The following is a 21,521-nucleotide window of genomic DNA, read 5'->3' as shown; positions in this document are numbered from 1 at the left end:
GGGCGTGTCGGCCATGGGATGGGGCACGGCTCAGGCGGCCGGCTGGCCGGGCACTGACCTGACGGTGACCGTGCTCAACGCGCTTGGCCTGTTGGTCGGCGCGTTCATCGGCGCGTCCACGGCCAAGGCCAAGCTCACGGCCTGATATGCGAAATATTTCGCCCGGTGGATTCGGTGGAATATTTCGCGCCCCGGACAAACAACCCCCGCCCAAGATCGCGGACCATGCGCATGGCGTGGATGCCGCGACTTGGGCGGGGGTTTCGTCGTTTCAGACTGTCAGAAGCCGTTGTTCCTTCCTGCGTTCGGCGATCTTCTCGGCGAGCCATGTGTTGACCACGGCGTTGCGGCTGACCGCCAGCTCGTCCGCTTCGGCGTCGAGGCTTTCGACCATCCAGTCGGGCAGGGTGAGGTTGACCTTGCGGGTCTTGGTCTTCGCGGGGCGGATGACGCGGGGCTTCGTCATGTCGAAGTACCGGCGCATGTCGTCGCCGCGTTCGAAGGCCTCGTCGATGTCCGAGGCCTTGACTTCCTCAATCGTCCTTGTGCTGCTCATAGGTGTCCTCCTCGTAGTCGCGTGAGTGCCGCACTGAGATGATGCGGACGATGTCCTTGTGTTCTCCCCGGTAGGTGACGATGGCCGTCCAGTGCTTGCCGTCGATGACGCCGAGCTCAAGGTAGCGGGCGTCGTCGCTGCGCGGGTCGGCGTCGAATTCAAGCACGACGTCGTCCCACATGCGTTGGGCTTGCTCGAAGTCGATGCCGTGCTTGGCGAGGTTCTTCGCGCTTTTGGCCGGGTCATACTCGAATTCCACGTCCTACCTCCTACTGAATACCTATCATACACTTAACGAATACCATTGCAATACCTGTGGTGTTCATGAGGTGAGTATGCTCGCTGACACCGTCTTCCCGGGCCTTGAATCGGGCATGGGTGCGGATGCGACTGAGGGACGTCAACTGGCAGCGCCTCGTGCTGATTGTGTTGCGAAAGAGCCCCCGACCGGATGGTCAGGGGCTATGCAAAGTATGGAATTGACGAGGTGAAAACCTCTGGGTCATGAGCCCAGCGAGCTACCGAGCTGCTCCACCCCGTGTCGCGCCGGTGTCCCGTGAACCGCCAGCCGGACGGATGCCTTGAACCGTTATCCCGAATGTTGACATAATGGGAGCATGCCTATCAAGATCCCCAGCGGCCTGCCGGCCAGAGATATCCTCGATTCGGAGCGCATCTTCGCTCTGGAGAAGCCCGAGGCGGAGCGTCAGCGCGTCCGCCCGCTCAAACTGGTGATCCTGAACTTGATGCCTAAGAAAATCGAGACTGAAACGCAGCTGCTGAGACTGATCTCCAAATCGCCGCTGCAGGTCGAGATCGACTTCATGAAGACCTCCACGCATGAGGCCACGCATGTTTCCGCCGACCACCTCGTCAAGTTCTATGAGAACCTCGACGCGCTCAAGGACAACTACTATGACGGTTTCGTGGTCACCGGCGCTCCCGTGGAACACATGCCATTCGAGGATGTGGATTACTGGGACGAGTTCAAGACGATTCTCGACTGGGCCTCCACCCATGTGTTCTCCACCATGTACCTGTGCTGGGGTGCGATGGGCGCACTGTACTACCGCTACGGCATCCACAAGGTGGATTACCCCGAGAAGATTTTCGGCGTATTCCCGCAGTACCTGCAGGACGAATACTGCTTCCTGACCAATGGTTTCGACGAGATTGATCTGCAGCCGCACTCCCGCCTCGCCGGCGTGAACGAAAACGAGGTACGTGCCAACCATGACCTTCAGATCTTGACTTGGGGGCCACAGTCCGGCCCGGGCCTGATCGCCACACGTGACTTCTCCGAAGTGTTCGCGCTCGGCCATTGGGAGTACGGCAAGTACACGCTCGCCGAGGAATACGAGCGCGATATGGCCAAGGGCATGACCAACGTGCCCTTCCCGAAGAACTACTTCCCGCATGACGATTCGAAGCTGGAACCGTTGTTCGCCTGGCGCGCCCACGCCAATCTGCTGTGGCGCAACTGGCTCAACTGGGTGTACCAGACCACGCCGTATGACCTGACCGAGGTGCCGCAGCTCAGGGCTGAGAAGAAGCTCGGTACTGATCGTTCGATTCGGCATGAGCCGGGCGGGCCGCGCCAGGATGATTTCGAGCCGTTCGCCCACGACGGATTCGGAGTGATCAGAGGGTAGCGCAAATGCCGCACATCCTCGTATTGTGACTAATAGCGCACAATGCTTGCGCAACATCCGAAAAACCTTGCGCCGCCGCCGATTCCAGAAGACGCGCCGGTGTAGTATTGACATTGTCTAGACGCAGGCAAATAATCACTCTTCAGTCATTCGGAGCCGAATGCCCAGCGCAGACTCCGTGTCCGCGCCCGGCAGACTCCACACCGAGGAGACGAAAGTAACGAGCACGTCACATTTGCCTGCCCGGTGGGTTTAAACTGACACCTGACATTGAAGAAGCAGGAGGCGTGATATGGTCGGTTCGCTCAGCGCAGGATTGCTGTTGGCTGACGAGGCAGGCGCTCATCTGCCCTCGGTTGATGACTTCCTTCCCCCGGAGATTCTGTTCCAGGGAACTCCGTTTGCCATCAACCGCATTATTCTGATTCGTATCGTGGCAACCATCGTGCTGCTGGTGGTGCTCGGCGTGACTGCGAAACGCGCCAAGCTCATCCCCGGCCGTTGGCAGGGCGTAGTCGAGTACGGTCTCGACTTCGTGCGCGACAAGGTCGTGTATGACGTGATGGGCGAGACCCGCGGCAAACGTTACGTGCCGATGATCACCACCCTGTTCTTCACGATCTTTGTGTTCAACCTGTGCGGCATCATCCCCGGCATGAACATGGCGGCCAACGCCACGGTGGTCATGCCGCTCGTGTTCGCCGTCTGGACACTGATCCAGTACTGGATCGCCGCCATCCGCTCGCAGGGCCTCGGCCACTATCTGCGCCACGAGCTGTTCACCCCCGGTGTGCCGTGGCCGGTCTACATCCTGCTGGCTCCGATCAACCTGCTTGAGTTGTTGATCATCCGCCCGGCCTCTCTGACCATCCGTCTGTTCGCCAACATGGTTTCCGGCCACCTTATGGTCGCCACCTGCCTGGCGTTCGCACAGTTCTGGATGGTTGACGCGGCCAACAAGCTGCAGGGCATCCCGGTGGGTGCGCTGTGGTTCGCCGGTGGTTTCGCCATGACCTGCTTCGAGGCGTTCGTCGCCTTCCTGCAAGCCTACGTCTTCGCGATTCTTTCCACCGTGTACATCAACCTGAGCTTCCCGGAAGAGTGACGGGCGACTAACCCGCCGCTTCCGGTCCCCGGTCTGGGAAAATCGCAGACCGACCAAACCCCAAGATTTATAACGTCGCCAAGTACGTTAGAAAGGAAACACAATGGATATCATCACCCTCGCAGAGGTCGCCGGCAACCTGTCCGTCATCGGTTACGGTATCGGTACTCTTGGCCCTGGCATTGGTCTGGGCATCCTCTTCGGCAAGGCCATGGAATCCACCGCTCGTCAGCCTGAGATGTCCGGCAAGATCCAGACCATCATGTTCATCGGCCTGGCTCTGGTCGAGGTGCTGGCACTGATCGGCTTCGTCGCCGCCCTGATCATCCGCTGATCAACAGACGAAAACCGATTATGTCCATCACTGAAAGGAGGGCTTGATGGCACAAGCAGCAAGCGGGATTGATCTGTTCATTCCCGAGACCTATGACATCGTATGGTCGCTGATCATTCTTGTCATCGTTGCGGTGTTCTTCTACAAGTTCTTCATGCCGAAGTTCAATGCGATCTTCGACGAGCGTGCCGCCAAGATTCAAGGCAACATCGCCAAGGCGGAGCAGGCTAAGAAGGACGCCGACGAGGCCAAGGCCAAGTATGAGGCCCAGCTGAGCACCGCCCGTGTGGACGCCGCCAAGATCCGCGACGACGCCCGTGCCGAAGCGTCTCACATCATCGCCGACGCCCGTTCGCGCGCCGAGTCCGATGCGGCCCAGATCGCCGCATCTGCACAGCGCTCGATCGAATCCCAGCACCAGCAGGCCATCGTCTCGCTCAAGGGCGAGGTCGGTGCGCTTGCCACCGCTCTGGCCGGCAAGATCCTTGGCGCCAAGCTGGAAGACAACGACGTGCAGTCCTCGATGATCGATTCGATGATCGACGATCTGGCCGTCAAGAAGTGACCGTGACCATCCGTAACCAGAAAGGGAGGTGACCATGCGAGGAGAGGCATCACGTATTGCAGACCGCGAGTCGCGTGATTCGCTGGCCCCGAAACTGCGCGACACCCGTGAGGACGCGTGGCGGATCGGCAACGAACTGTTCACGATCACCAAGGTGCTCGACGACAGCATCCAGCTCGAACGCGCGTTGACCGACCCGTCCCGCCCGGTTGCCGACAAGGTGGCCGTGCTGACGGAACTGCTCGGCGACAACGTGCATCCGATGACCATGGAGATCATGACCGATTTGGTCTCCCGTCACTGGAGCCGTGCGCGGGACATCGCCAACGCGGTGGAGGATTTCGGCGTGGACGCCATGATGTACTACGCGGACGCCACCGGTGCCACGCTGCAGGTCTCCGTCGAGCTGTCCGAACTGCATTCCGCGTTGCTGAACCTGCCGGTCGTGCGCGCCAAGCTGTACGACTACCAGGCCACCAGCGAAGCCCGTGTGAAGCTGTTCCACGAGGTGTTCTCCGGCAAGACCCTGAACAAGGTCACCATGAGGCTCGCCGAGCACGCCACCTGCAACCTGCGCCGCCGCCGATACCTGGAAACCATCCAGTGGCTGATCAACAAGCTCTCCCGCCATATGGGCGAATCGATGGTCACCGTGACCACCGCCACCCCGTTGAAGCCGGAACAGATCAAGCGACTGGTCGAGGTCTACTCCGCCAAGGTGGGCCGCCAGGTGCACATCAACTCGGTGGTCGATCCGACCGTGCTGGGTGGTATGCGCATTCAGGTGGGCGACGAAGTCACGGACAACACCGTGGTCGCACAGCTGCAGAACCTTCATCGCAAGGTGCAGACGGAGGCGACTCCGGCCTGACCGGCCGAGCCAATCCGTCCAACACCACACACAAGCAAAGACTTGACTGAACAATAACCAATAGAAGGAGTGATCATGGCAGAACTGACCATCGATCCCGCCTCGATTCGCAAGGCCCTCGACGACTTCGTGTCGTCGTACAAGCCGAGCGACACCCCCACCCAAGAGGTGGGATATGTCGCCACGGCCGGTGACGGCATTGCGCACGTGACGGGATTGCCTGGTTGCATGGCCAATGAGCTGCTGACGTTCGAAGACGGCACGCTCGGCCTGGCGTTCAACCTTGACGCCCGTGAGATCGGCGTGGTGATCCTCGGCGATTTCGCTGGAATCGAGGAAGGCCAGGAAGTGCGCCGCACTGGCGAAGTGCTCTCCGTGCCCGTCGGCGACGGCTACCTCGGTCGCGTCGTGGACCCGCTGGGCAAGCCGATCGACGGCCTCGGCGAGATCCAGGGCATTGAGGGTCGTCGTATCCTCGAAGCCCAGGCCCCCGACGTGATGCACCGTCACCCGGTCGACGAGCCGCTCTCCACCGGCCTCAAGGCCATCGACGCGATGACCCCGATCGGCCGCGGCCAGCGCCAGCTCATCATCGGCGACCGCCAGACCGGTAAGACCGCCATTGCGATCGATACCATCATCAACCAGAAGGCCAACTGGGAATCCGGCGACCCGAAGAAGCAGGTCCGCTGCATCTACGTGGCCATCGGCCAGAAGGGCTCCACCATCGCCTCGGTGAAGCAGAGCCTGGAAGACGCCGGCGCCATGGAGTACACCACCATCGTGGCCTCCCCGGCAGCCGATTCCGCTGGCTTCAAGTACATCGCCCCGTACACCGGCTCGGCCATCGGCCAGCACTGGATGTACAACGGCAAGCATGTGCTCATCGTCTTCGATGACTTGTCCAAGCAGGCAGAGGCCTATCGTTCGATTTCCCTGCTGCTGCGCCGCCCGCCGGGGCGTGAAGCCTACCCGGGTGATGTGTTCTACCTGCACTCCCGCCTGCTCGAACGTTGCGCCAAGGTCTCCGATGATCTCGGCGGCGGTTCGATGACGGGTCTGCCGATCGTTGAGACCAAGGCGAACGATGTGTCCGCCTACATCCCGACCAACGTGATCTCCATCACCGACGGCCAGATCTTCCTGCAGTCCGATCTGTTCAACGCCAACCAGCGCCCCGCCGTGGACGTCGGTATCTCCGTCTCCCGAGTCGGTGGCGCCGCACAGACCAAGGCTCTGAAGAAGGTCTCCGGTACGCTGAAGATCTCCCTGGCACAGTACCGTTCGCTGGAATCCTTCGCCATGTTCGCCTCCGATCTGGATGCGGCATCCAAGGCCCAGCTGACCCGTGGTGCCCACTTGACCGAGCTGTTGAAGCAGCCGCAGTTCCACCCGTACTCGCCGGAACAGGAAGTCGTGTCCGTATGGACCGGTACCCACGGCAAGCTCGACGACCTCGACCTGAAGGACGTCCTTCCGTTCGAGCAGGGACTGCTGGACTACATCGACCACAACACCGATATCCTCAAGACCATTCGCGAGACCGAGGAATTCACCGCCGACACCGAGGCTGCCCTCGATAAGGCCGTGGATGAGTTCCGCTCGACGTTCGTCTCCGGCAGCGGCAAGCCGTTGGAAGAGAAGAAGGTCGAAAGCGTCAAGGCCGCGCCGGTCGATCAGGAAAAGATCGTGGCGGGAGAAAAGTAAGCCATGGGCTCGCAACTCGCATTGAAATCACGCATCCACTCCACCGAGTCGTTGGCGAAGATCTTCAACGCTCAGGAGATGATCGCGTCTTCGCATATCGCCAAGGCCCGTGATGTGGCCCTGAATGCGAAGCCGTACTCCGATGCGATTTTCGATGCCGTGCAAGCGTTGGTGGCCCACACCCATATCACGCATCCGATTGCGGTGAAGGACGAGAACAACCCGCGTGTGGCCGTTCTCGCCCTCACCTCGGATCGTGGCATGGCCGGCCCGTACACCTCTTCGATTATCCGTGAAACGGAGTCGCTGCTGTCCCGCCTTGATGCGGCAGGCAAGCAGCCGGAGCTGTTCGTGTACGGGCGTCGCGGTTCGACGTACTACAAGTACCGCAATCGTGACATCGCGGCGACGTGGGAAGGAAACACCGACCAGCCCGGCGTGGAAATCGCTGAAACGATCTCCGACACCCTGATGGACGCCTACATGAAACCGGCCGAGAAGGGTGGAGTTTCCGAACTCTACATCGTCTACACCGAGTTCATCAACATGGTGGTGCAGAAGGTGCGCGTGCTGCGCATGCTGCCGGTCGAGATCGTGCAGAACGAGACCAAGGTGCCGTCGCCCGATGAAGCGGCCCCGTCCACTGCGGACATCGCCCCGCTGTACACGTTCGAGCCCAGTCTCGAAAAGGTGTTGAACGCGATTCTGCCGAAGTACATCCAGTCCCGAATCCACGAGTGCCTGCTGACCGCAGCCGCGTCGGAAACCGCAAGCCGCCAGAACGCCATGCATACGGCGACCGACAACGCGCGAAACCTGATCGATGACCTTACCCGCAAGCTCAACGCTTCCCGTCAGGCCTCGATCACCCAGGAACTTACCGAAATCATCGGCAGCGCCGACGCGCTGACCAAGAAGGAAGAGTAGGAACGCATATGGCTGACAACCAGACCACTGCGGCCGAGCCTACCAACGGTCGCGTCACCCGCGTCCAGGGCTCGGTTATCGACGTTGAATTCCCGGTGGGTCATCTGCCCGACATCTACAACGCCCTGAAAGTAACGATCGTCAACACCGGCGCCAAGGAAGAAGGCGAGGCGAAGGAGACCGAGATCACCCTCGAGGTCGAACAGCACCTCGGTGATTCCACGGTCCGTTGCGTCGCTCTGAAGCCCACCGACGGCCTGGTCCGTGGTGCCTCCGTCTCCGACACCGGCGTCCCGATCTCCGTGCCTGTCGGCGACGTGACCAAGGGCCACGTCTTCGATGTGTCCGGTAACATCCTCAACAAGAAGCCGGATGAGACCATCACCGTCTCCGAGCGTTGGCCAATCCACCGCAACCCGCCGGCCTTCGATCAGCTGGAGTCCAAGACCCAGATGTTCGAAACGGGCATCAAGGTCATCGACCTGCTGACCCCGTACGTGCAGGGCGGCAAGATCGGTCTGTTCGGTGGTGCAGGTGTGGGCAAGACCGTGCTGATTCAGGAAATGATTCAGCGCGTGGCCCAGAACCACGGTGGTGTGTCCGTGTTCGCTGGCGTCGGCGAGCGTACCCGTGAGGGTAACGATCTGATCGGCGAAATGGCCGAGGCCGGCGTGCTTGAGAAGACCGCACTGGTCTTTGGCCAGATGGATGAGCAGCCGGGTACCCGTCTGCGTGTCCCGCTGACCGCACTGACCATGGCAGAGTACTTCCGTGACGTGCAGAACCAGGACGTGCTGCTGTTCATCGACAACATCTTCCGCTTCACCCAGGCCGGTTCCGAGGTGTCCACCCTGCTGGGTCGTATGCCTTCCGCCGTGGGTTACCAGCCGAACCTGGCCGATGAGATGGGTTCCCTTCAGGAGCGCATCACCTCGACCCGTGGTCACTCGATCACCTCGTTGCAGGCCATTTACGTGCCGGCCGATGATTACACCGACCCGGCCCCGGCCACGACCTTCGCCCACCTGGATGCGACCACCGAGCTTTCCCGTGACATCGCCTCCAAGGGCATCTACCCGGCCGTGGATCCGCTGAGCTCCACTTCGCGAATCCTCGATCCGCGTTACGTGGGCCAGGCCCACTACGACTGCGCCAACCGCGTCAAGGCGATTCTGCAGCGCAATAAGGAACTGCAGGACATCATCGCCCTGATCGGTATCGACGAGCTCAGCGAGGAAGACAAGACCACTGTGAACCGTGCCCGCAAGATCGAGCAGTTCCTCGGCCAGAACTTCTACGTGGCCGAGAAGTTCACCGGTCGCCCCGGCTCCTACGTGCCGGCCGACGAGACCATCGAAGCCTTCACCCGCATCTGCGACGGCGTGTACGACGACGTCCCGGAGCAGGCGTTCTCCGGCATCGGCGGCATCGACGACCTCGAAGAGAAGTGGCACAACATGCAGAAGGAACTGGGTGCGTGATGGCTGCGGAAAAAACCACGATGAAGGTCAACATCGTCGCCGCCGACCACCCTGTGTGGCACGGCGAGGCGACGAGTGTGACCATTCCCGCCTCTGAGGGCGGCATGGGCATCCTGCCCGACCATGAGCCTGTGCTCACAGTGATCAAGCAGGGTACGCTCACCGTGGTTGAGCCCGATGGCGATCGTCACATGTTCGAGGTGACCGACGGATTCATTTCCTTCGACTCGAACAAACTCACCGTGGCGGTCGAGCGCGGCCACGACGTCCAGTACTCCGGCATCGCCGAGTGATCTGAACCAACTCCTTAAGGGGCTCTCTGGTTTTCCAGAGAGCCCCTTTTGCTATGTATGCCATGTGTTGCGCTACAGTGGTGGCCTATGCGAGTTATTGTTGCCGACTGTTCGGCCGAGTATTCGGGCCGCCTCAACGCCTCACTGCCCCTGGCCAAACGTGTATTGCTGATCAAGGCCGATTCCAGCCTGTTGATTTTCTCCGAATTGGGCTCCTACAAGCCGCTGAACTGGATGACCGCGCCCTGCACGATTCGTGAGATCGACCCCGCCGCCAAATCTGCGCAACATTCCCGGGAAAGTGTTGCTGGTGGGGCTGTGGATGGTGATTCCGCGACGCATTCCCCGGAAAGTGTCGCCGCTGGTGAGCCGGAAAAGGTGTTACGTGTCAGCGCCGACAAGGGCTCGGACATTCTTGAAGTGACGCTGCAACACATCTATTCCGACCAAACCTATGATCTGGGCGAAGATCCTGGTCTCATCAAGGATGGCGTGGAAGACCATCTGCAGCGCTATCTGGCCGAGCAGATCGAGCGTATCGGCAAGGGAGCCAAGCTGGTGCGTCGCGAATACCCGACCGCCATTGGCCCAGTGGATATTATGGCCGTGAATGCCGAAGGCGAGCATGTGGCTGTGGAAATCAAACGTCACGGCGGCATTGATGGCGTCGAGCAGCTGACTCGCTACTGCGAACTGCTCAATCGTGATCCGCTGCTGGCCCCGGTGCACGGCATCTTCGCCGCACAAACCATCACGCCGCAAGCCCAGGTCTTGGCCAAGGACCGCGGATTCACCTGCCTCATTCTCGATTACGACGATATGAAAGGCACCGAGGACGACAGTCTCAGGCTGTTCTGATTGTTCTTGGCTTCCCTCTTGAAGGGGAGTTTTCGAACGTACATAGAGAGACTGAGGGGAGGCCTCACGGTATATTCCGTGAGGCCTCCCCTCAGTCAGTTTCGCTGCCAGCTCCCCTCTTGGGGAGAGCCATCGAGATTGTTTAGTACGCGGCGAGAATATCGATTACGAAGACCAACGTGGAGTTGGCGGGAATCGAACCTTGCTCCTTATCTCCATAGGCCTGATCCGGCGGAATCACCAGCAGAACCTGAGAGCCGACGGTCTGGCCGACCAGACCCTTCTGCCAGCCCTCGATAACCTGATGCTGGCCGCTGGAATCGCTGAACAGATCGGCGTCGATTGTGGAATCGCGATCCCAGGACGAATCGAACTGCTTGCCATTCGTAAGCCAACCGGTGTACTTGACCACCACGGTGTTCTTGTCGGTCAGCTTGGCGCCGTTACCCTTGATCAGCGTCTGCGAGATCAGCGAATCAACCGAACCCTGACCGTTCATGTCAATGGACGGCTTGCCATTCTTGGCTCGCGTCACCTTCGGCAGATTGGCCGGCACATCCTTGACTTCCTCGCCAGTGGCCTTCTTCAGGTCCTTGGACTTGGAGACAAACGTCATCGCCAGAATGTAAGAGTATCCGGACGAATCCTGAGCGTTGACGCCAAAGCCGATCGTGGTGTTGATCTTGGCGCCCTTGATCTGGTTGTAGTAGGTCGAGGAGAGGGTCTTGGAATCCACCTTCAGCGAGCAATCCGGCGTGTTCTTGGTCCAGGTGTCCATGAGCTCGGTGCCGTCTTTAACGTTGAGCGCGATGCCTTGGGCACAGACGCGGTCGCCCTCCTCGATCACGTCGCCATCGCCCTTTTGCAGCACCACATAGGAGCCGTCGGACACGGTCATCGGCGTATTAAAGGAGATGGTCGGCTTCTCGCCGAGCTTGCCCTTGGCGGTCACGCCGGCAATTTGGCCCTTCTTGTCAGAAGAGTCGGAAGATGAAGAGGAATCGGAAGAAGAGGATTTCGAGTCCGAGTTCGAACTGGAGCAGGCAGCCAGCGACACGCACATCGCCAGTGAACAGGCAAGAGCAACGGCCTTGCCGAGGGGGGATAACATAGACTTAACAGACTTACGCATGGCACACCACCCTACTGGTAAACCTTGATTTTCTGCGCTCCTAGGTAATAAACAGGTGAAGATTGTAGAATGGTTGAGTTATGAGTGCTGAAGAACAGACTACAAGACCGGATAAGGGCGCCAAGCGTCCATCTCGTCATGCCAAGATCATGCGTGGAGTGGTGACGCCTATCTTCGGCCTATTGGCCGTGGCGGCTGTGGTGTTGGGGTACATGAATGCCACGATATGGAAGCCTTCCACCGAAATCACCGCTTCCGCAACCATGAGCGGCTCCCGGTATGCCGTCACTGATCCGAATGTGCTGACCTTGTTGGACCAGAACGCCACGATAACCGTGGACTCGGGATCCTCTCAGGACGAGGCGTGCGTGGCGTTGGGTCCGGCCAAGGATGTTGCCGGATGGGTCGCGTCCGAGAAATCCTATACCCGCATCACCGGATTGGCGTCATGGAACGAGCTGAGCACCCAGAAGGGAAGCAGCACGAGTCAGGGAGCGCCTACCAGTGCCGATGACGCGGTGTCGTTCAAGGATTCCGATATGTGGACTGACGTGAGATGCGGCACTGGGTCCGTTTCGCTGGAGAGCAAGAAGACCGGCGCCTCGACGGTAGCCATTGTGGATCTGGGCGAAAATGCCACCAACGCCAAGGTGCAGCTGCACTGGGTGCGCTCCGAAGTGCCGGACTTTGCGATGCCGTTCTATCTGTCCGGCGGATTGCTGGCCGTACTGGCCGTACTGTGCGCCTCCGTGTTCGCCATGCCGCCGCATAAGCGCCGCAAGCGCATGGTGGAAGGCACGGCAAGCGCCGTAATTGAGGAAGAGGCGCCCGCCAGCATCGCAGTGTCCGGGAAGCCGGATGGGGCAAGTCGACGTAATCGTCGCCGCCACGCCACGCATCAGCGTTCGGGCCGTGCGTCCTCGCAATCTGAAGCCACCGAAACACCGGTTATCATCGACCCAAGTTCGCGTAACCTGGTCGCCGACCAGCAGACCGGTGCCGAGAGCGGCGCTGAGACCGGCTTCAGCGCCGGCGATAACGAAGCGACTTCGGTAATCACCCCTGACGAACTGCAGGCCTACTTCTCCCGCTTGGCCCAAGAGGTCAATACCGGAGACGACTCGGCCGATGCCGGACAGGAGGAAAGCTGATGAACAAGCGATGGAACAAACTGTGTGTGGCCGCCCTCGCCTGCGTGGCGTTGGTCGTGCCGTTGACCGCCTGTGAAGGCCGGCTGCCGACGCCGGCTGCTGATACCTCCACCAAGGTTGCGCCGGATTTGACCGAGACGCAGGAGAAGAAGATTCGCCTGAAGATTCTCAAGACGATCGATGAAGCCGATCAGGCCAAGAATCCCGATGGATATGCGGCCGTTATGGGCGGGCCCCAGCTGGACATTCGCATCAGCCAGACCACGATCAATCAGCGTGGCGGCGGTATGTCCCAATATGCGACCATTCCCAAGGACATCGCTCAGACGGTGATTCCTACGGACGACGGATGGCCTCGCTCGGTGTTCACCATCACGACCACCACCGAAGATCAGCAGTCCAAGCGTTTGCTGGTCTTCGATCAGGAATCCGCCCAGCAGAATTACAAGCTGATGGCCATGGCTCGACTGTTTGAGGGAGCCAAGCTGCCAAAGTTCGAGATTCCGACTCTTGGCTCGCAGATGGGCACCGCAAAGGATGAGAAGCTGGTGGCCACTCCCGCCGATGCCTTGACCCAATACGCCGATGTGCTGCAGAACGGCTCCAAGAGCCAATACGCTTCCAAGTTCGCAGACGATCTGCTGCGCCAGGAACTGGCCAATACCACGGCCAAGGTGCAGGAAGGTATGCAACGCAACAACGGTACGCAAGAGCAGAAATTCACCGCTGTGCCTGAACAGATGTGGGTGATGCGTGCTGCAGACGGTGCCGGTGATTTGGTGGTTGGCCGTATTAACGGCGAATGGACTCGCAAGGCAGGGGATGGCCGCGAATCGCAGCCGGCTTCCGACGACGAGAAGGCGCTGTTCAATAGCGGCAAGTACACCAGCACCATGAAGGTCACGTATGTGAACGTGGTGGCCTTGTACATTCCGTTGGCAAGCTCCGGTGAGCAAATCACCGCAGTGGGCGCCGACCGTCAGCCGGTAAAGGTCGAAGCGCTGTAATTGTTGCCGCCACCCACCGCGCGGTTAACGCCCCACCACGATGTGATTCGTCCACCACGATGTCGATAAAATCTTACCTTTCGCATAATGATGCCGTTTGGGGTCACATCGTGGTGGGCGTTTTGCTACGTGGTGGGAATTTCACCGCGTAGTGGAAGAATCCCTACGTGGTGGGAATCGGCATTACAATCAATGTCAGCAAATGTGATTGTTGTTGTACGCGAATCGCGTGGAATCGGGAGGCATTATGGCAGAGCAGCAGTTCAATCCGGGAGTCTCATTGGCGGGCGCCGTCGATTTGGAGGCGCTGAAGCATCAGGTCAAGGCCGAGCCCGGCCAAGCGGGCGGCGCACCTGCCGCTGGTGGGTACGTGATCGACACCACCGAAAACACCTTCCAGGCAATGGTGCAGACTTCTGCGACCTTCCCGATTCTGCTGCTCCTGTGGGTGCCGACCGATGACCGCCTGTTCCCGATGGCCCGTGTACTGGGCGACGCGGTGAATGCCCTGAACGGCCAGATTCAGCTCTCCCGTATCGATATCTCGTCCAATCCCTCGATTGCCCAAGCGCTGCAAGTGCAGGGCGCGCCCGCACTGTTTGCGTTGATTGCCGGCCGTCCGATGCCGCTGTTGCATGGCCTTCCGGGTGACGACGAGCTCAAGCAGCTCACCGACGAGGTGATTCCGAAGATCATTCAGGCCGCCGCACAGTCTGGTGTGAACGGTACCGCGCCGTACTCGGGTGATCCTGATTCCGATGCCGCCAAGAGCGCTGGTGCCACCGGTGCCGGCGCGGGTGCTGAGCAGGTGCCGCCGGAGCATGCCGAAGCCCATCGTTTGGCCGAGGAGGGCGATTACGCCGGTGCCGCCGCCGAATACGAGCGCGTGCTCGAATCCGACCCGTCCGATGCACTGGCCGCCCGCGAACGCGCGAAGGCGCTGTTGCTGGCCCGCTCCAGGGCCGCTGATGTACGTGACGTACGTGCCGCTGCCGCCGCAGCGCCGGACGATGTGGAATCGCAGTTGGCCGTGGCTGATATCGACATGATTGGTGGCCAGATTCAAGACGCTTTCGACCGTTTGCTGGACTTTTTGGCCGCCGGGCACAAGGCCGATATCGAGCAGGTTCGCAAGCGTCTGCTCGAATACTTCGCCATCCCCGAACCCACCGACCCGCGTCTGGCCCGCGCCCGCCGTCGCCTAGCCACCCTCATGTACTAAGTGGTTTTGGCTCCCCTCTTTGAGAGGAGCTGTCAGGCGTAGATGACTGAGAGGAGCGCGCGAGCGTACTTGATTGCTTCCCCTAAACCATCCGATTCTTCCCGAAATACTGCTGGAATCTTGGCCCCTCCAGCGCCAGTTCCTCCTCGAAATCATCCGCCCACTTGCAGAACGGACGGTTGGCGAGACCATCGTTATTGAATCGCGCCTGATCGGTGATTTCGGTGATGCAGAATTTCGGAATCGTCAGATTGGTAACCGGCCCGGATCGTTCGGCCTCGGCTACGATCAGCGGCGCGTTCGGCCCGCCGAACACGTCCACGCTCCAGCCGTCTTCCGCAATCCACACGGAATACCGGTTCTTGATGATTACCGAGCCGCCGCGCTTGATGAGTTCGGCGGCGATGCGCGTGTCGATCTCGCGCTCGACCTCGTAGCGCGTGCCACCCACGGACGGACCTTTGACGGTGACATACGCTTCCGAGAACCGGTCGCGGTACTCGTCCAGCACGGCCACCGGATTTACGTCGGACGTCATGTCGACGTGAACCTTGTGCGAGACCAGCCGCACGCGCAAGGCGTAATTGTCGGCATGCACGTAGTAGCTCTGAATAATGAGGGTCGGGGCGTCGCCGTCGTCGTATTCCGCCGGCAGCTCGCGGCAGAAGAAGCGGCGTTCGTATTCGAAGTCATCTGTAGGTTCCGACATAACCCCATTGTAGAGCCGATGATGGCGATTTTCTCGTTATTTTGGCGACGTATGTGCCGTATGCACCGTGATGTGGTGTACAGTAAAGAAGTTGCTCGGGTTTGTAGCTCAGTGGATAGAGCGTCTGTCTCCGGAACAGAAGGTCGTGGGTTCGATCCCCATCAAGCCCACCAGCATGGCTTTCGGCTAGCCGCCGGAAGCCTTTTGCATATTCGGCGCGTGATATTAAGCGCGTGCAAAGCTGGTGCTGGTGCTGGTGCTGGTGCTGGTGCTGGTGCTGGTGCTGGTGCTGGTGTCGGTGTCGGGGTCGGTGATGCCGGCTCGCTTGGGTCGTGGAAAAACCGCCCGGTTTGGCGAGAAAGGTAGCCGAATCGTCTGGAATAGCAAGGAATAGTCTGTTGATGGCCGTATGCCGGGCATCATGCGCGCTAAACGCGACTTCGCTCAGTAGACTGCTACGTAATCGGCATTGCCAATCGTTGCCGATCGTGCGATTGGTCGTAGCCGGTGGTGATGTGTACCGGCGCCGGCCGCAGCAGGTGGGCGCCCCCAAGATGAGAAGGAGCACAATATGAGCGAAAAGATGGAAGCCGTAGCCACTTCCGAGGCGCCGGCCGCGCTGGGCGCATACAGCCAGGCGGTGAAGGCCAATGGCTTCGTGTTCGTATCCGGCCAGCTGGGCATTGATCCGGCCACCGGCGAACTGGCGGGCGAGACCGCTGGAGAGCAGGCTGCACAGGCGCTGAAGAACATCAAGCACATTCTCGACACTGCCGGTACCGGCATTGAGCATGTGTGCCGTGCCACCATCTACCTGAAGAACGTCGAGGACTTCAAGGAAGTGGACGCACGTTACGCTGAGGCGTTCATCGGCTCCGTCAAGCCCGCCCGCGTGGCCTTTGGCAACAACATGATTCCCAAGGGCGCGCTCGTGGAGATTGACGCCATCGCGGTGGAGTGATTCGAATGTTTCCCCGGCGGCCCGTCTGCGCGCATGGTGTGTGCAGACGGGCCGCGGCGTATTGTGCGACGCATTCCCGGGAATGTCGCGCTAGGCGGGGTGTGAGGGGTGGTTCCGCGGCACATTCCCGGGAATGTTGCGCTGGAATCGTTGGGCGGTGGTCCGTGCCACAATAGAGACCATGGCATCCAAAGGAAAACCGTCGCCGCGTTCGGCCGTAAGCCCGCTGAGTGATGAGCAGGTCAAGCGTCTGGCCGCCCGCCACACGCTTGTGGACTCGACACAGTATTACCCGACCGGCCCTCGCACGCCCAATCAGCCGGAAATCGACGCCCAGAATCCCAAGGCCACCAAACGACTGCTAGGAGGGGTGTCCATTGTGTTCCGCGCCAGCTGCAAGACCAAGGCCTGGGGCTTGGAACAGGTGCCGGAAACCGGACCGTTCATCACCGCCGCCAGTCATATCACCATGTTTGATGTGTTCGTGCCGATGATGAGCCTGTTCCACATGGGCCGCCGCCCCCGTTACATGGCCAAGGCCGAGATGGCGAAGTGGCCATTGATCGGCAAGTGGTTCCAGTTGGTCGGCATGCAGCCGGTGCAGCGTCATTCGGGCAAGGCCAAGCAGATCGAGCAGACTTCGATCGACATCCTGACGTCCGGCCGCCCGCTGACGGTCTGGCCGGAAGGCACCGTGACCCGCGACCCGAAAAAGTGGGTGATGAGCATTAAGGAGGGCGTGGGATACATCGCCCTTGAATCCTCGCGCAGACTGGGGCATCAGGTGCCGCTGTACCCGGCGGTGACGTGGGGTGCCGCCTCCATCAACCACTGGTGGCCATGGCCGCGCAAAAACGTGGTGATGTGCTATGACCATGCGCTCGATTACTCCGATCTGCTTGCCGACATGGACTCATGGGGTGAAGAACCGCCTGCCGAGGCCGTGAACGAGCTGATGTGGCGCGTGCTCAAACGCATGAACACAGTACTGGAGGAAATTCGTGGCGAGCAGTTCCCCGCTGAAGGCTACTGGGACTACCGCAGCATGAGTCGCAAGCCTTGGCCTGAAGCCGGCGGCCCGTTCCCGGCTGAGAAGTAGCCGCACCGGTTCCTGTACGGGGAGCCTAGGCGAGTAGCATGGCACAAGATTGTACCGATGAAGTTGCGCGACAAGCGAAGGTAGGAATTTGATATGGGTAAAAATATAACGGTTCTCGGTGCAGGAGCATGGGGTACCGCTTTCGGCCAAGTGCTGGCGGACGCCGGCAACACGGTGACCATGTGGGCCAAGGAGCATCGGATTGTCGAGGACATTCGCGATCGCCACCACAACGCCGTGCGCCTGCCGTCCGTCGAAAAGTTGCCGGACAACATGACCGCCACCGGGGATCGCGCCGAAGCCGTCAAGAACGCGGACATCGTGGTTGTGGCCATCGCCGCGCAGTTCGCGCGAGTGGCACTCGTCGAATTCAAGGGACTGATTCCCGATCACGCCATCGTCGTCAGCCTGATGAAGGGCATCGAGCGTGGCACCAACAAGCGTATGGACGAAGTCGTCCGCGAATCCCTTGACCTGCCGGCCGACCGGTTCGCCGCCATTTCCGGACCGAACCTGTCCAAGGAAATCGCCGATCGTCATCCTGCCGCCACCGTGGTGGCTTGTACGAACCTCGATAATGCCACGAAGGTGGCTGAGGCATGTACCACCTCCTATTTCAAGCCGTTCGTGACCACCGACGTCATCGGCCTGGAAATGTGCGGCAGCCTGAAGAACGTGACCGCGCTGGCCGTGGGCATGGCCCGTGGTGCCGGCTACGGTGAGAACACCGCAGCCATGATTGAAACTCGTGGACTGGCCGAACTGACCGCGCTGGGCGCAGCTGCTGGCGCCGATCCCAAGACCTTCTTCGGCTTGGCCGGTGTGGGTGATCTCATCGCCACCTGTGGCTCTCCGCTGTCTCGTAACTATACGTTCGGCGCGAATCTCGGCAAGGGATTGACGGTCGAGGAGGCCACCAAGGTCAGCAACGGTGTGGCCGAAGGCGTGCCCACCACGGATGCGGTGGTGGCTCTTGGCGAGCAGTTTGATGTGCCGACCCCATTGGCGTATCAGATGAGCCGCGTGCTGAACGAAGGCATTTCCTGCTCGGAGATGCTTGCCGGACTGTTCGGGCACGAAGTTACCGGCGAATAACGAGAGAAGCGACGTATACGTGGCGTATACGTCGTACGTGCAAAGTCGTGTGGCGTATACGTCGTTGACGTGCGCGAGTAGACTGGTGTGTGTCTCTTGTGCGCGGCGGTCCGAGCGCGGTTCAGTCCGGTTGGCGGTGCAAAGCATAGGCTTGAAAACGGTTGTAGTTTCAATAAAAGGATGGTTATGGCCAAGAAGCGTGTTGTGGTGCTCTATGGTGGGCGTGCAGACGAGCATTCGATTTCCTGCATCTCCACTGCCGGTGTGCTGGGGGCCATGGACACTGAACGGTTCGAGCCGATTCCGGTCGGCATCACCAAGGACGGCAAGTGGATCATCAACGGCGAAGATCCTCGTGGCTGGAATCTGGATGGCGGCGAGCTGCCGACCGTAAAGATCACCCCGGAATCGCGCCCGGTGATGCTTGACCCCTCTCGCGGCCAGGACGGTTTCTTCATCGGCGAGTCCAGCCACATCAATTCCGCCGATTCCGGCTTCGGCACCAGCTTCGTCAGCATATCCGACCCGGAAATGCACCATGCGCTGACCTCCCTTGGCCATGTGGACGCGGTACTGCCAGTGCTGCACGGTCCCTATGGCGAGGACGGCACGGTTCAAGGCCTGCTGGAAATGATGGGTGTGCCGTACGTGGGGTGCGGAGTGTTTGCTTCCGCCGCCTGCATGGATAAGCATTACACCAAGGTGGTGCTGGGTGCCGCCGGCATTCCCACCGCGCCGGGTGTGACGGTCGATGCGCGCAACTTCACCGCCGCCGATGTGCTTGCCAAGATCGAGGACGCCGGTCTTACCTATCCGCTGTTCATCAAGCCTTCACGCGCCGGCTCCAGCTTCGGTGTGACCAAGGTCGAGAAAACCGATGACCGCGAGACCCAGCAGGATCGTCTGGCCGCCGCCATCGCCACCGCCGGCGAGCACGATTGGAAGGTGCTCGTTGAGCAGGGGATTGATGGCCGCGAAATCGAATGTGCCGTGCTGTGTCCGAAGGCCGGTGACGAGCCTGAAGCCAGCTGGCCCGGCGAAATCGTGCTCGATCATCAGAACGACGACCAGTTCTACGATTTCGACTCCAAGTACATGGATGCCTCCGCCAGCCACGTGGAAGTGCCTGCCAATCTGCCAGTCAGCGTGCTTGAGGACGTGCGTGACGTGGCCCGGCGTGCGTTCAAGGCCGTGGATGGTGCCGGCTTGAGCCGTGTGGACACCTTCGTGACGCCTGATGGCACGGTGATGGTCAACGAAATCAACACCATGCCCGGCTTCACGCCGATTTCCATGTATCCCAAGGCTTGGGATGCCACCGGAGTGAGCTACACCGAACTCATCACGCGATTGATTGAGGGTGTGCTGAGGTAAGTGTGGTGCGGAATCGGCCGCAGGCCGGTTCCGCTATTGATACATTGCCCATACCTGTCAGTAATTCATGCCAAGTTTTCCTAAGTTCAACAGGCGTACGGCAAATGGCGGACGCAATTCACTTGCACGCCAGTGTCAGGACAGATTAGGCGCATAGTTTCTTTTCTGGATTCACGGGCCGCGCGAATGCCGCGCATACCAAGCCCGACTCCCCAGACTGTCGTCTGGATGATGTTGAGAAAAGGAACAGTATGAACAACCTGCGTAAGATCGCGGCCGGCTCCCTTGCCGCCGTACTCGCGTTCTCGATGGCCGCCTGCGGCTCGAACAACGCCTCCTCCGATGGCACCGGCGAAAGCACCGGCAAGGCCGTCACCGTGAACGAAAAGTCTGCCAAAGCCACCTCCCTTGCCGACTTCGGCACCATGGAGGACCTTGAGAAGGCCGCCAAGGAAGAGGGCGCGCTGAACGTCATCGCCCTTCCGCACGACTGGTCCAACTACGGCGAGGTCATCGAGGGCTTCAAGAAGAAGTACCCGGAGATCAAGGTCACCGAGCTCAACCCGAACGCCTCATCCAAGGAAGAGCTCGACGCCGCTAAGACCAACAAGGGCACCGACGCCGCCCCCGACGTCTTCGATGTCGGCCAGGCCATCGCCGCCACCTCCACCGACTACTTCGCCCCGTACAAGGTGCAGGCCTGGGACAAGATCCCTGATGCTGCCAAGAACGCCGACGGCGCCTACTACGCCGACTACACCGGCATCATGTCCGTGGGCTGGAACGCCGACAAGTACGGCGATGTCACCTCCCTGAACGACCTGCTCGATCCGAAGTTCGCCGGCACCGTGTCCCTGAACGGCAAGCCCACCGAGGCCGGCGCGGCCTTCAACGGCTATCTGATGGTCAACCAGCTCGCCGGCGGCGACATCAACAACCTGCAGCCCGGTCTCGACTTCTTCAAGAAGCTCAAGGAAGCCGGCAACCTGAACACCATCGATGTGACCAACGGCACCATCGACTCTGGCCAGACCGGCGTGGTCTTCGACTGGACCTACAACCAGGCCTCCTACAAGAAGGAACTCAAGTCCAAGGGCGTGAACTGGAAGTACAAGACCTTCCCGAAGGCCCAGGTCGTCAGCTACTACAACCAGGCCATCAACAAGGACGCGCCGCACCCCGCCGCCGCACGCCTGTGGGAGGAATACCTGTACACCGCCGAAACCCAGAACCTGTGGTTCAAGGGCGGCGCCAACCCGGTGCTGCTCGACTCCATGAAGGCCGACGGCACCGTCGACCAGACCACCCTGAAAGACGCCATCACCATCGAAGGCCAGCCGGTCACCTACAGCAACGATGACTCCACCCGCATCACCGAGTGGCTTCAAAACAACTGGGACAAGACGATCGGCAACTGAGGCA

General features: G+C 60.3%; 24 protein-coding genes and 1 tRNA gene. 21 read left to right on the top strand and 4 right to left on the bottom strand.

Features of this window, described 5'->3' with window-relative positions; genetic code table 11:
* Positions 1-13 precede the first annotated feature (13 nt).
* Positions 14-145 carry a hypothetical protein gene (locus FYJ31_RS13055; protein ID WP_256755832.1) on the top strand — a complete coding sequence of 44 codons (132 nt, stop codon included), beginning with the start codon at positions 14-16 and terminating at the stop codon, positions 143-145.
* A 126-nt stretch (positions 146-271) separates the two neighbouring features.
* Here FYJ31_RS13055 and brnA read toward each other — a convergent pair whose 3' ends face one another.
* Positions 272-556 (bottom strand): type II toxin-antitoxin system BrnA family antitoxin, encoded by a 285-nt coding sequence (brnA, locus tag FYJ31_RS08080; protein WP_012576735.1) that lies wholly within the window; start codon positions 554-556, stop codon positions 272-274.
* Positions 534-815, bottom strand: a complete 282-nt coding sequence (locus FYJ31_RS08075; RefSeq protein WP_060620517.1) for a BrnT family toxin — start codon at positions 813-815, stop codon at positions 534-536. Before FYJ31_RS08075 ends, brnA begins: the two co-directional genes overlap by 23 nt.
* A gap of 358 nt (positions 816-1,173) precedes the next feature.
* On the opposite strand from FYJ31_RS08075, the gene FYJ31_RS08070 reads away from it, so the two are divergent.
* From FYJ31_RS08070 to nucS, 10 genes are all read left to right on the top strand, one after another.
* Positions 1,174-2,208, top strand: a complete 1,035-nt coding sequence (locus FYJ31_RS08070) for a homoserine O-succinyltransferase (protein ID WP_065472719.1) — start codon at positions 1,174-1,176, stop codon at positions 2,206-2,208.
* 292 nt (positions 2,209-2,500) lie between these two features.
* Complete coding sequence (gene atpB, locus FYJ31_RS08065) at positions 2,501-3,313, top strand: F0F1 ATP synthase subunit A (RefSeq protein WP_012576738.1); 813 nt, start codon at positions 2,501-2,503, stop codon at positions 3,311-3,313.
* Between the two features lie 103 nt (positions 3,314-3,416).
* Entirely contained in the window at positions 3,417-3,647 is a 231-nt protein-coding gene (gene atpE / locus FYJ31_RS08060; RefSeq protein WP_012576739.1) for an ATP synthase F0 subunit C, read from the top strand.
* Positions 3,648-3,693: 46 nt separating this feature from the next.
* On the top strand, positions 3,694-4,212 hold the full coding sequence (locus FYJ31_RS08055; protein ID WP_195839479.1) for a F0F1 ATP synthase subunit B: 519 nt from the start codon (positions 3,694-3,696) through the stop codon (positions 4,210-4,212).
* Between the two features lie 34 nt (positions 4,213-4,246).
* Positions 4,247-5,083 (top strand): F0F1 ATP synthase subunit delta, encoded by an 837-nt coding sequence (locus FYJ31_RS08050; RefSeq protein WP_032744575.1) that lies wholly within the window; start codon positions 4,247-4,249, stop codon positions 5,081-5,083.
* Between the two features lie 75 nt (positions 5,084-5,158).
* Positions 5,159-6,790: a F0F1 ATP synthase subunit alpha gene (gene atpA / locus FYJ31_RS08045; RefSeq protein WP_065472716.1), complete on the top strand. Its 1,632-nt coding sequence runs from the start codon at positions 5,159-5,161 to the stop codon at positions 6,788-6,790.
* A gap of 3 nt (positions 6,791-6,793) precedes the next feature.
* A complete protein-coding gene (locus FYJ31_RS08040; RefSeq protein ID WP_136500938.1) occupies positions 6,794-7,717 on the top strand; it encodes a F0F1 ATP synthase subunit gamma in 924 nt (307 codons plus the stop codon).
* An 8-nt stretch (positions 7,718-7,725) separates the two neighbouring features.
* Positions 7,726-9,198, top strand: a complete 1,473-nt coding sequence (gene atpD, locus FYJ31_RS08035) for a F0F1 ATP synthase subunit beta (RefSeq protein ID WP_012576744.1) — start codon at positions 7,726-7,728, stop codon at positions 9,196-9,198.
* Positions 9,198-9,491, top strand: a complete 294-nt coding sequence (locus FYJ31_RS08030) for a F0F1 ATP synthase subunit epsilon (RefSeq protein ID WP_012576745.1) — start codon at positions 9,198-9,200, stop codon at positions 9,489-9,491. The genes atpD and FYJ31_RS08030 overlap by 1 nt, the downstream gene beginning before the upstream one ends.
* Before the next feature lie 87 nt (positions 9,492-9,578).
* Entirely contained in the window at positions 9,579-10,349 is a 771-nt protein-coding gene (gene nucS / locus FYJ31_RS08025; protein ID WP_007051476.1) for an endonuclease NucS, read from the top strand.
* Positions 10,350-10,491: 142 nt separating this feature from the next.
* Here nucS and FYJ31_RS08020 read toward each other — a convergent pair whose 3' ends face one another.
* Positions 10,492-11,481, bottom strand: a complete 990-nt coding sequence (locus tag FYJ31_RS08020) for an FKBP-type peptidyl-prolyl cis-trans isomerase (protein ID WP_154536440.1) — start codon at positions 11,479-11,481, stop codon at positions 10,492-10,494.
* An 80-nt stretch (positions 11,482-11,561) separates the two neighbouring features.
* Between FYJ31_RS08020 and FYJ31_RS08015 the strand changes: the two genes are divergently transcribed.
* From FYJ31_RS08015 to FYJ31_RS08005, 3 genes are all read left to right on the top strand, one after another.
* Complete coding sequence (locus FYJ31_RS08015; protein WP_187324331.1) at positions 11,562-12,632, top strand: hypothetical protein; 1,071 nt, start codon at positions 11,562-11,564, stop codon at positions 12,630-12,632.
* A complete protein-coding gene (locus FYJ31_RS08010; RefSeq protein WP_154536439.1) occupies positions 12,632-13,639 on the top strand; it encodes a hypothetical protein in 1,008 nt (335 codons plus the stop codon). The genes FYJ31_RS08015 and FYJ31_RS08010 overlap by 1 nt, the downstream gene beginning before the upstream one ends.
* A 247-nt stretch (positions 13,640-13,886) precedes the next feature.
* The gene (locus FYJ31_RS08005) at positions 13,887-14,861 is read left to right on the top strand and encodes a tetratricopeptide repeat protein (RefSeq protein ID WP_195839478.1); all 975 of its coding nucleotides are present in this window, start codon (positions 13,887-13,889) and stop codon (positions 14,859-14,861) included.
* 82 nt (positions 14,862-14,943) lie between these two features.
* On the opposite strand, the gene FYJ31_RS08000 is transcribed toward FYJ31_RS08005, so the two are convergent.
* Positions 14,944-15,570 carry a CYTH domain-containing protein gene (locus FYJ31_RS08000; protein ID WP_032744580.1) on the bottom strand — a complete coding sequence of 209 codons (627 nt, stop codon included), beginning with the start codon at positions 15,568-15,570 and terminating at the stop codon, positions 14,944-14,946.
* Positions 15,571-15,667: 97 nt separating this feature from the next.
* Here FYJ31_RS08000 and FYJ31_RS07995 point away from each other — a divergent pair.
* From FYJ31_RS07995 to FYJ31_RS07965, 7 genes are all read left to right on the top strand, one after another.
* Positions 15,668-15,743, top strand: a tRNA-Arg gene (locus FYJ31_RS07995).
* Positions 15,744-15,814: 71 nt separating this feature from the next.
* Positions 15,815-15,964, top strand: a complete 150-nt coding sequence (locus tag FYJ31_RS07990; RefSeq protein ID WP_154536437.1) for a hypothetical protein — start codon at positions 15,815-15,817, stop codon at positions 15,962-15,964.
* A 177-nt stretch (positions 15,965-16,141) separates the two neighbouring features.
* Positions 16,142-16,531, top strand: coding sequence for a Rid family detoxifying hydrolase (locus FYJ31_RS07985; protein ID WP_007054771.1), 390 nt, complete (start codon positions 16,142-16,144; stop codon positions 16,529-16,531).
* Positions 16,532-16,712: 181 nt separating this feature from the next.
* Positions 16,713-17,630 carry a lysophospholipid acyltransferase family protein gene (locus FYJ31_RS07980; RefSeq protein WP_229773965.1) on the top strand — a complete coding sequence of 306 codons (918 nt, stop codon included), beginning with the start codon at positions 16,713-16,715 and terminating at the stop codon, positions 17,628-17,630.
* Positions 17,631-17,723: 93 nt separating this feature from the next.
* The gene (locus FYJ31_RS07975; protein ID WP_065472695.1) at positions 17,724-18,725 is read left to right on the top strand and encodes an NAD(P)H-dependent glycerol-3-phosphate dehydrogenase; all 1,002 of its coding nucleotides are present in this window, start codon (positions 17,724-17,726) and stop codon (positions 18,723-18,725) included.
* Between the two features lie 186 nt (positions 18,726-18,911).
* Positions 18,912-20,099, top strand: coding sequence for a D-alanine--D-alanine ligase family protein (locus FYJ31_RS07970; RefSeq protein WP_065472694.1), 1,188 nt, complete (start codon positions 18,912-18,914; stop codon positions 20,097-20,099).
* 251 nt (positions 20,100-20,350) lie between these two features.
* Positions 20,351-21,517: an ABC transporter substrate-binding protein gene (locus tag FYJ31_RS07965; RefSeq protein ID WP_154536435.1), complete on the top strand. Its 1,167-nt coding sequence runs from the start codon at positions 20,351-20,353 to the stop codon at positions 21,515-21,517.
* Positions 21,518-21,521 lie beyond the last annotated feature (4 nt).

The sequence above is a fragment of the Bifidobacterium sp. WCA-178-WT-4B genome, assembly GCF_009696495.1.
GTDB lineage: Bacteria > Actinomycetota > Actinomycetes > Actinomycetales > Bifidobacteriaceae > Bifidobacterium > Bifidobacterium infantis.
Note: the sequence above shows the minus strand (reverse complement) of the source record. Positions and strands in the feature narration are given on the sequence as shown.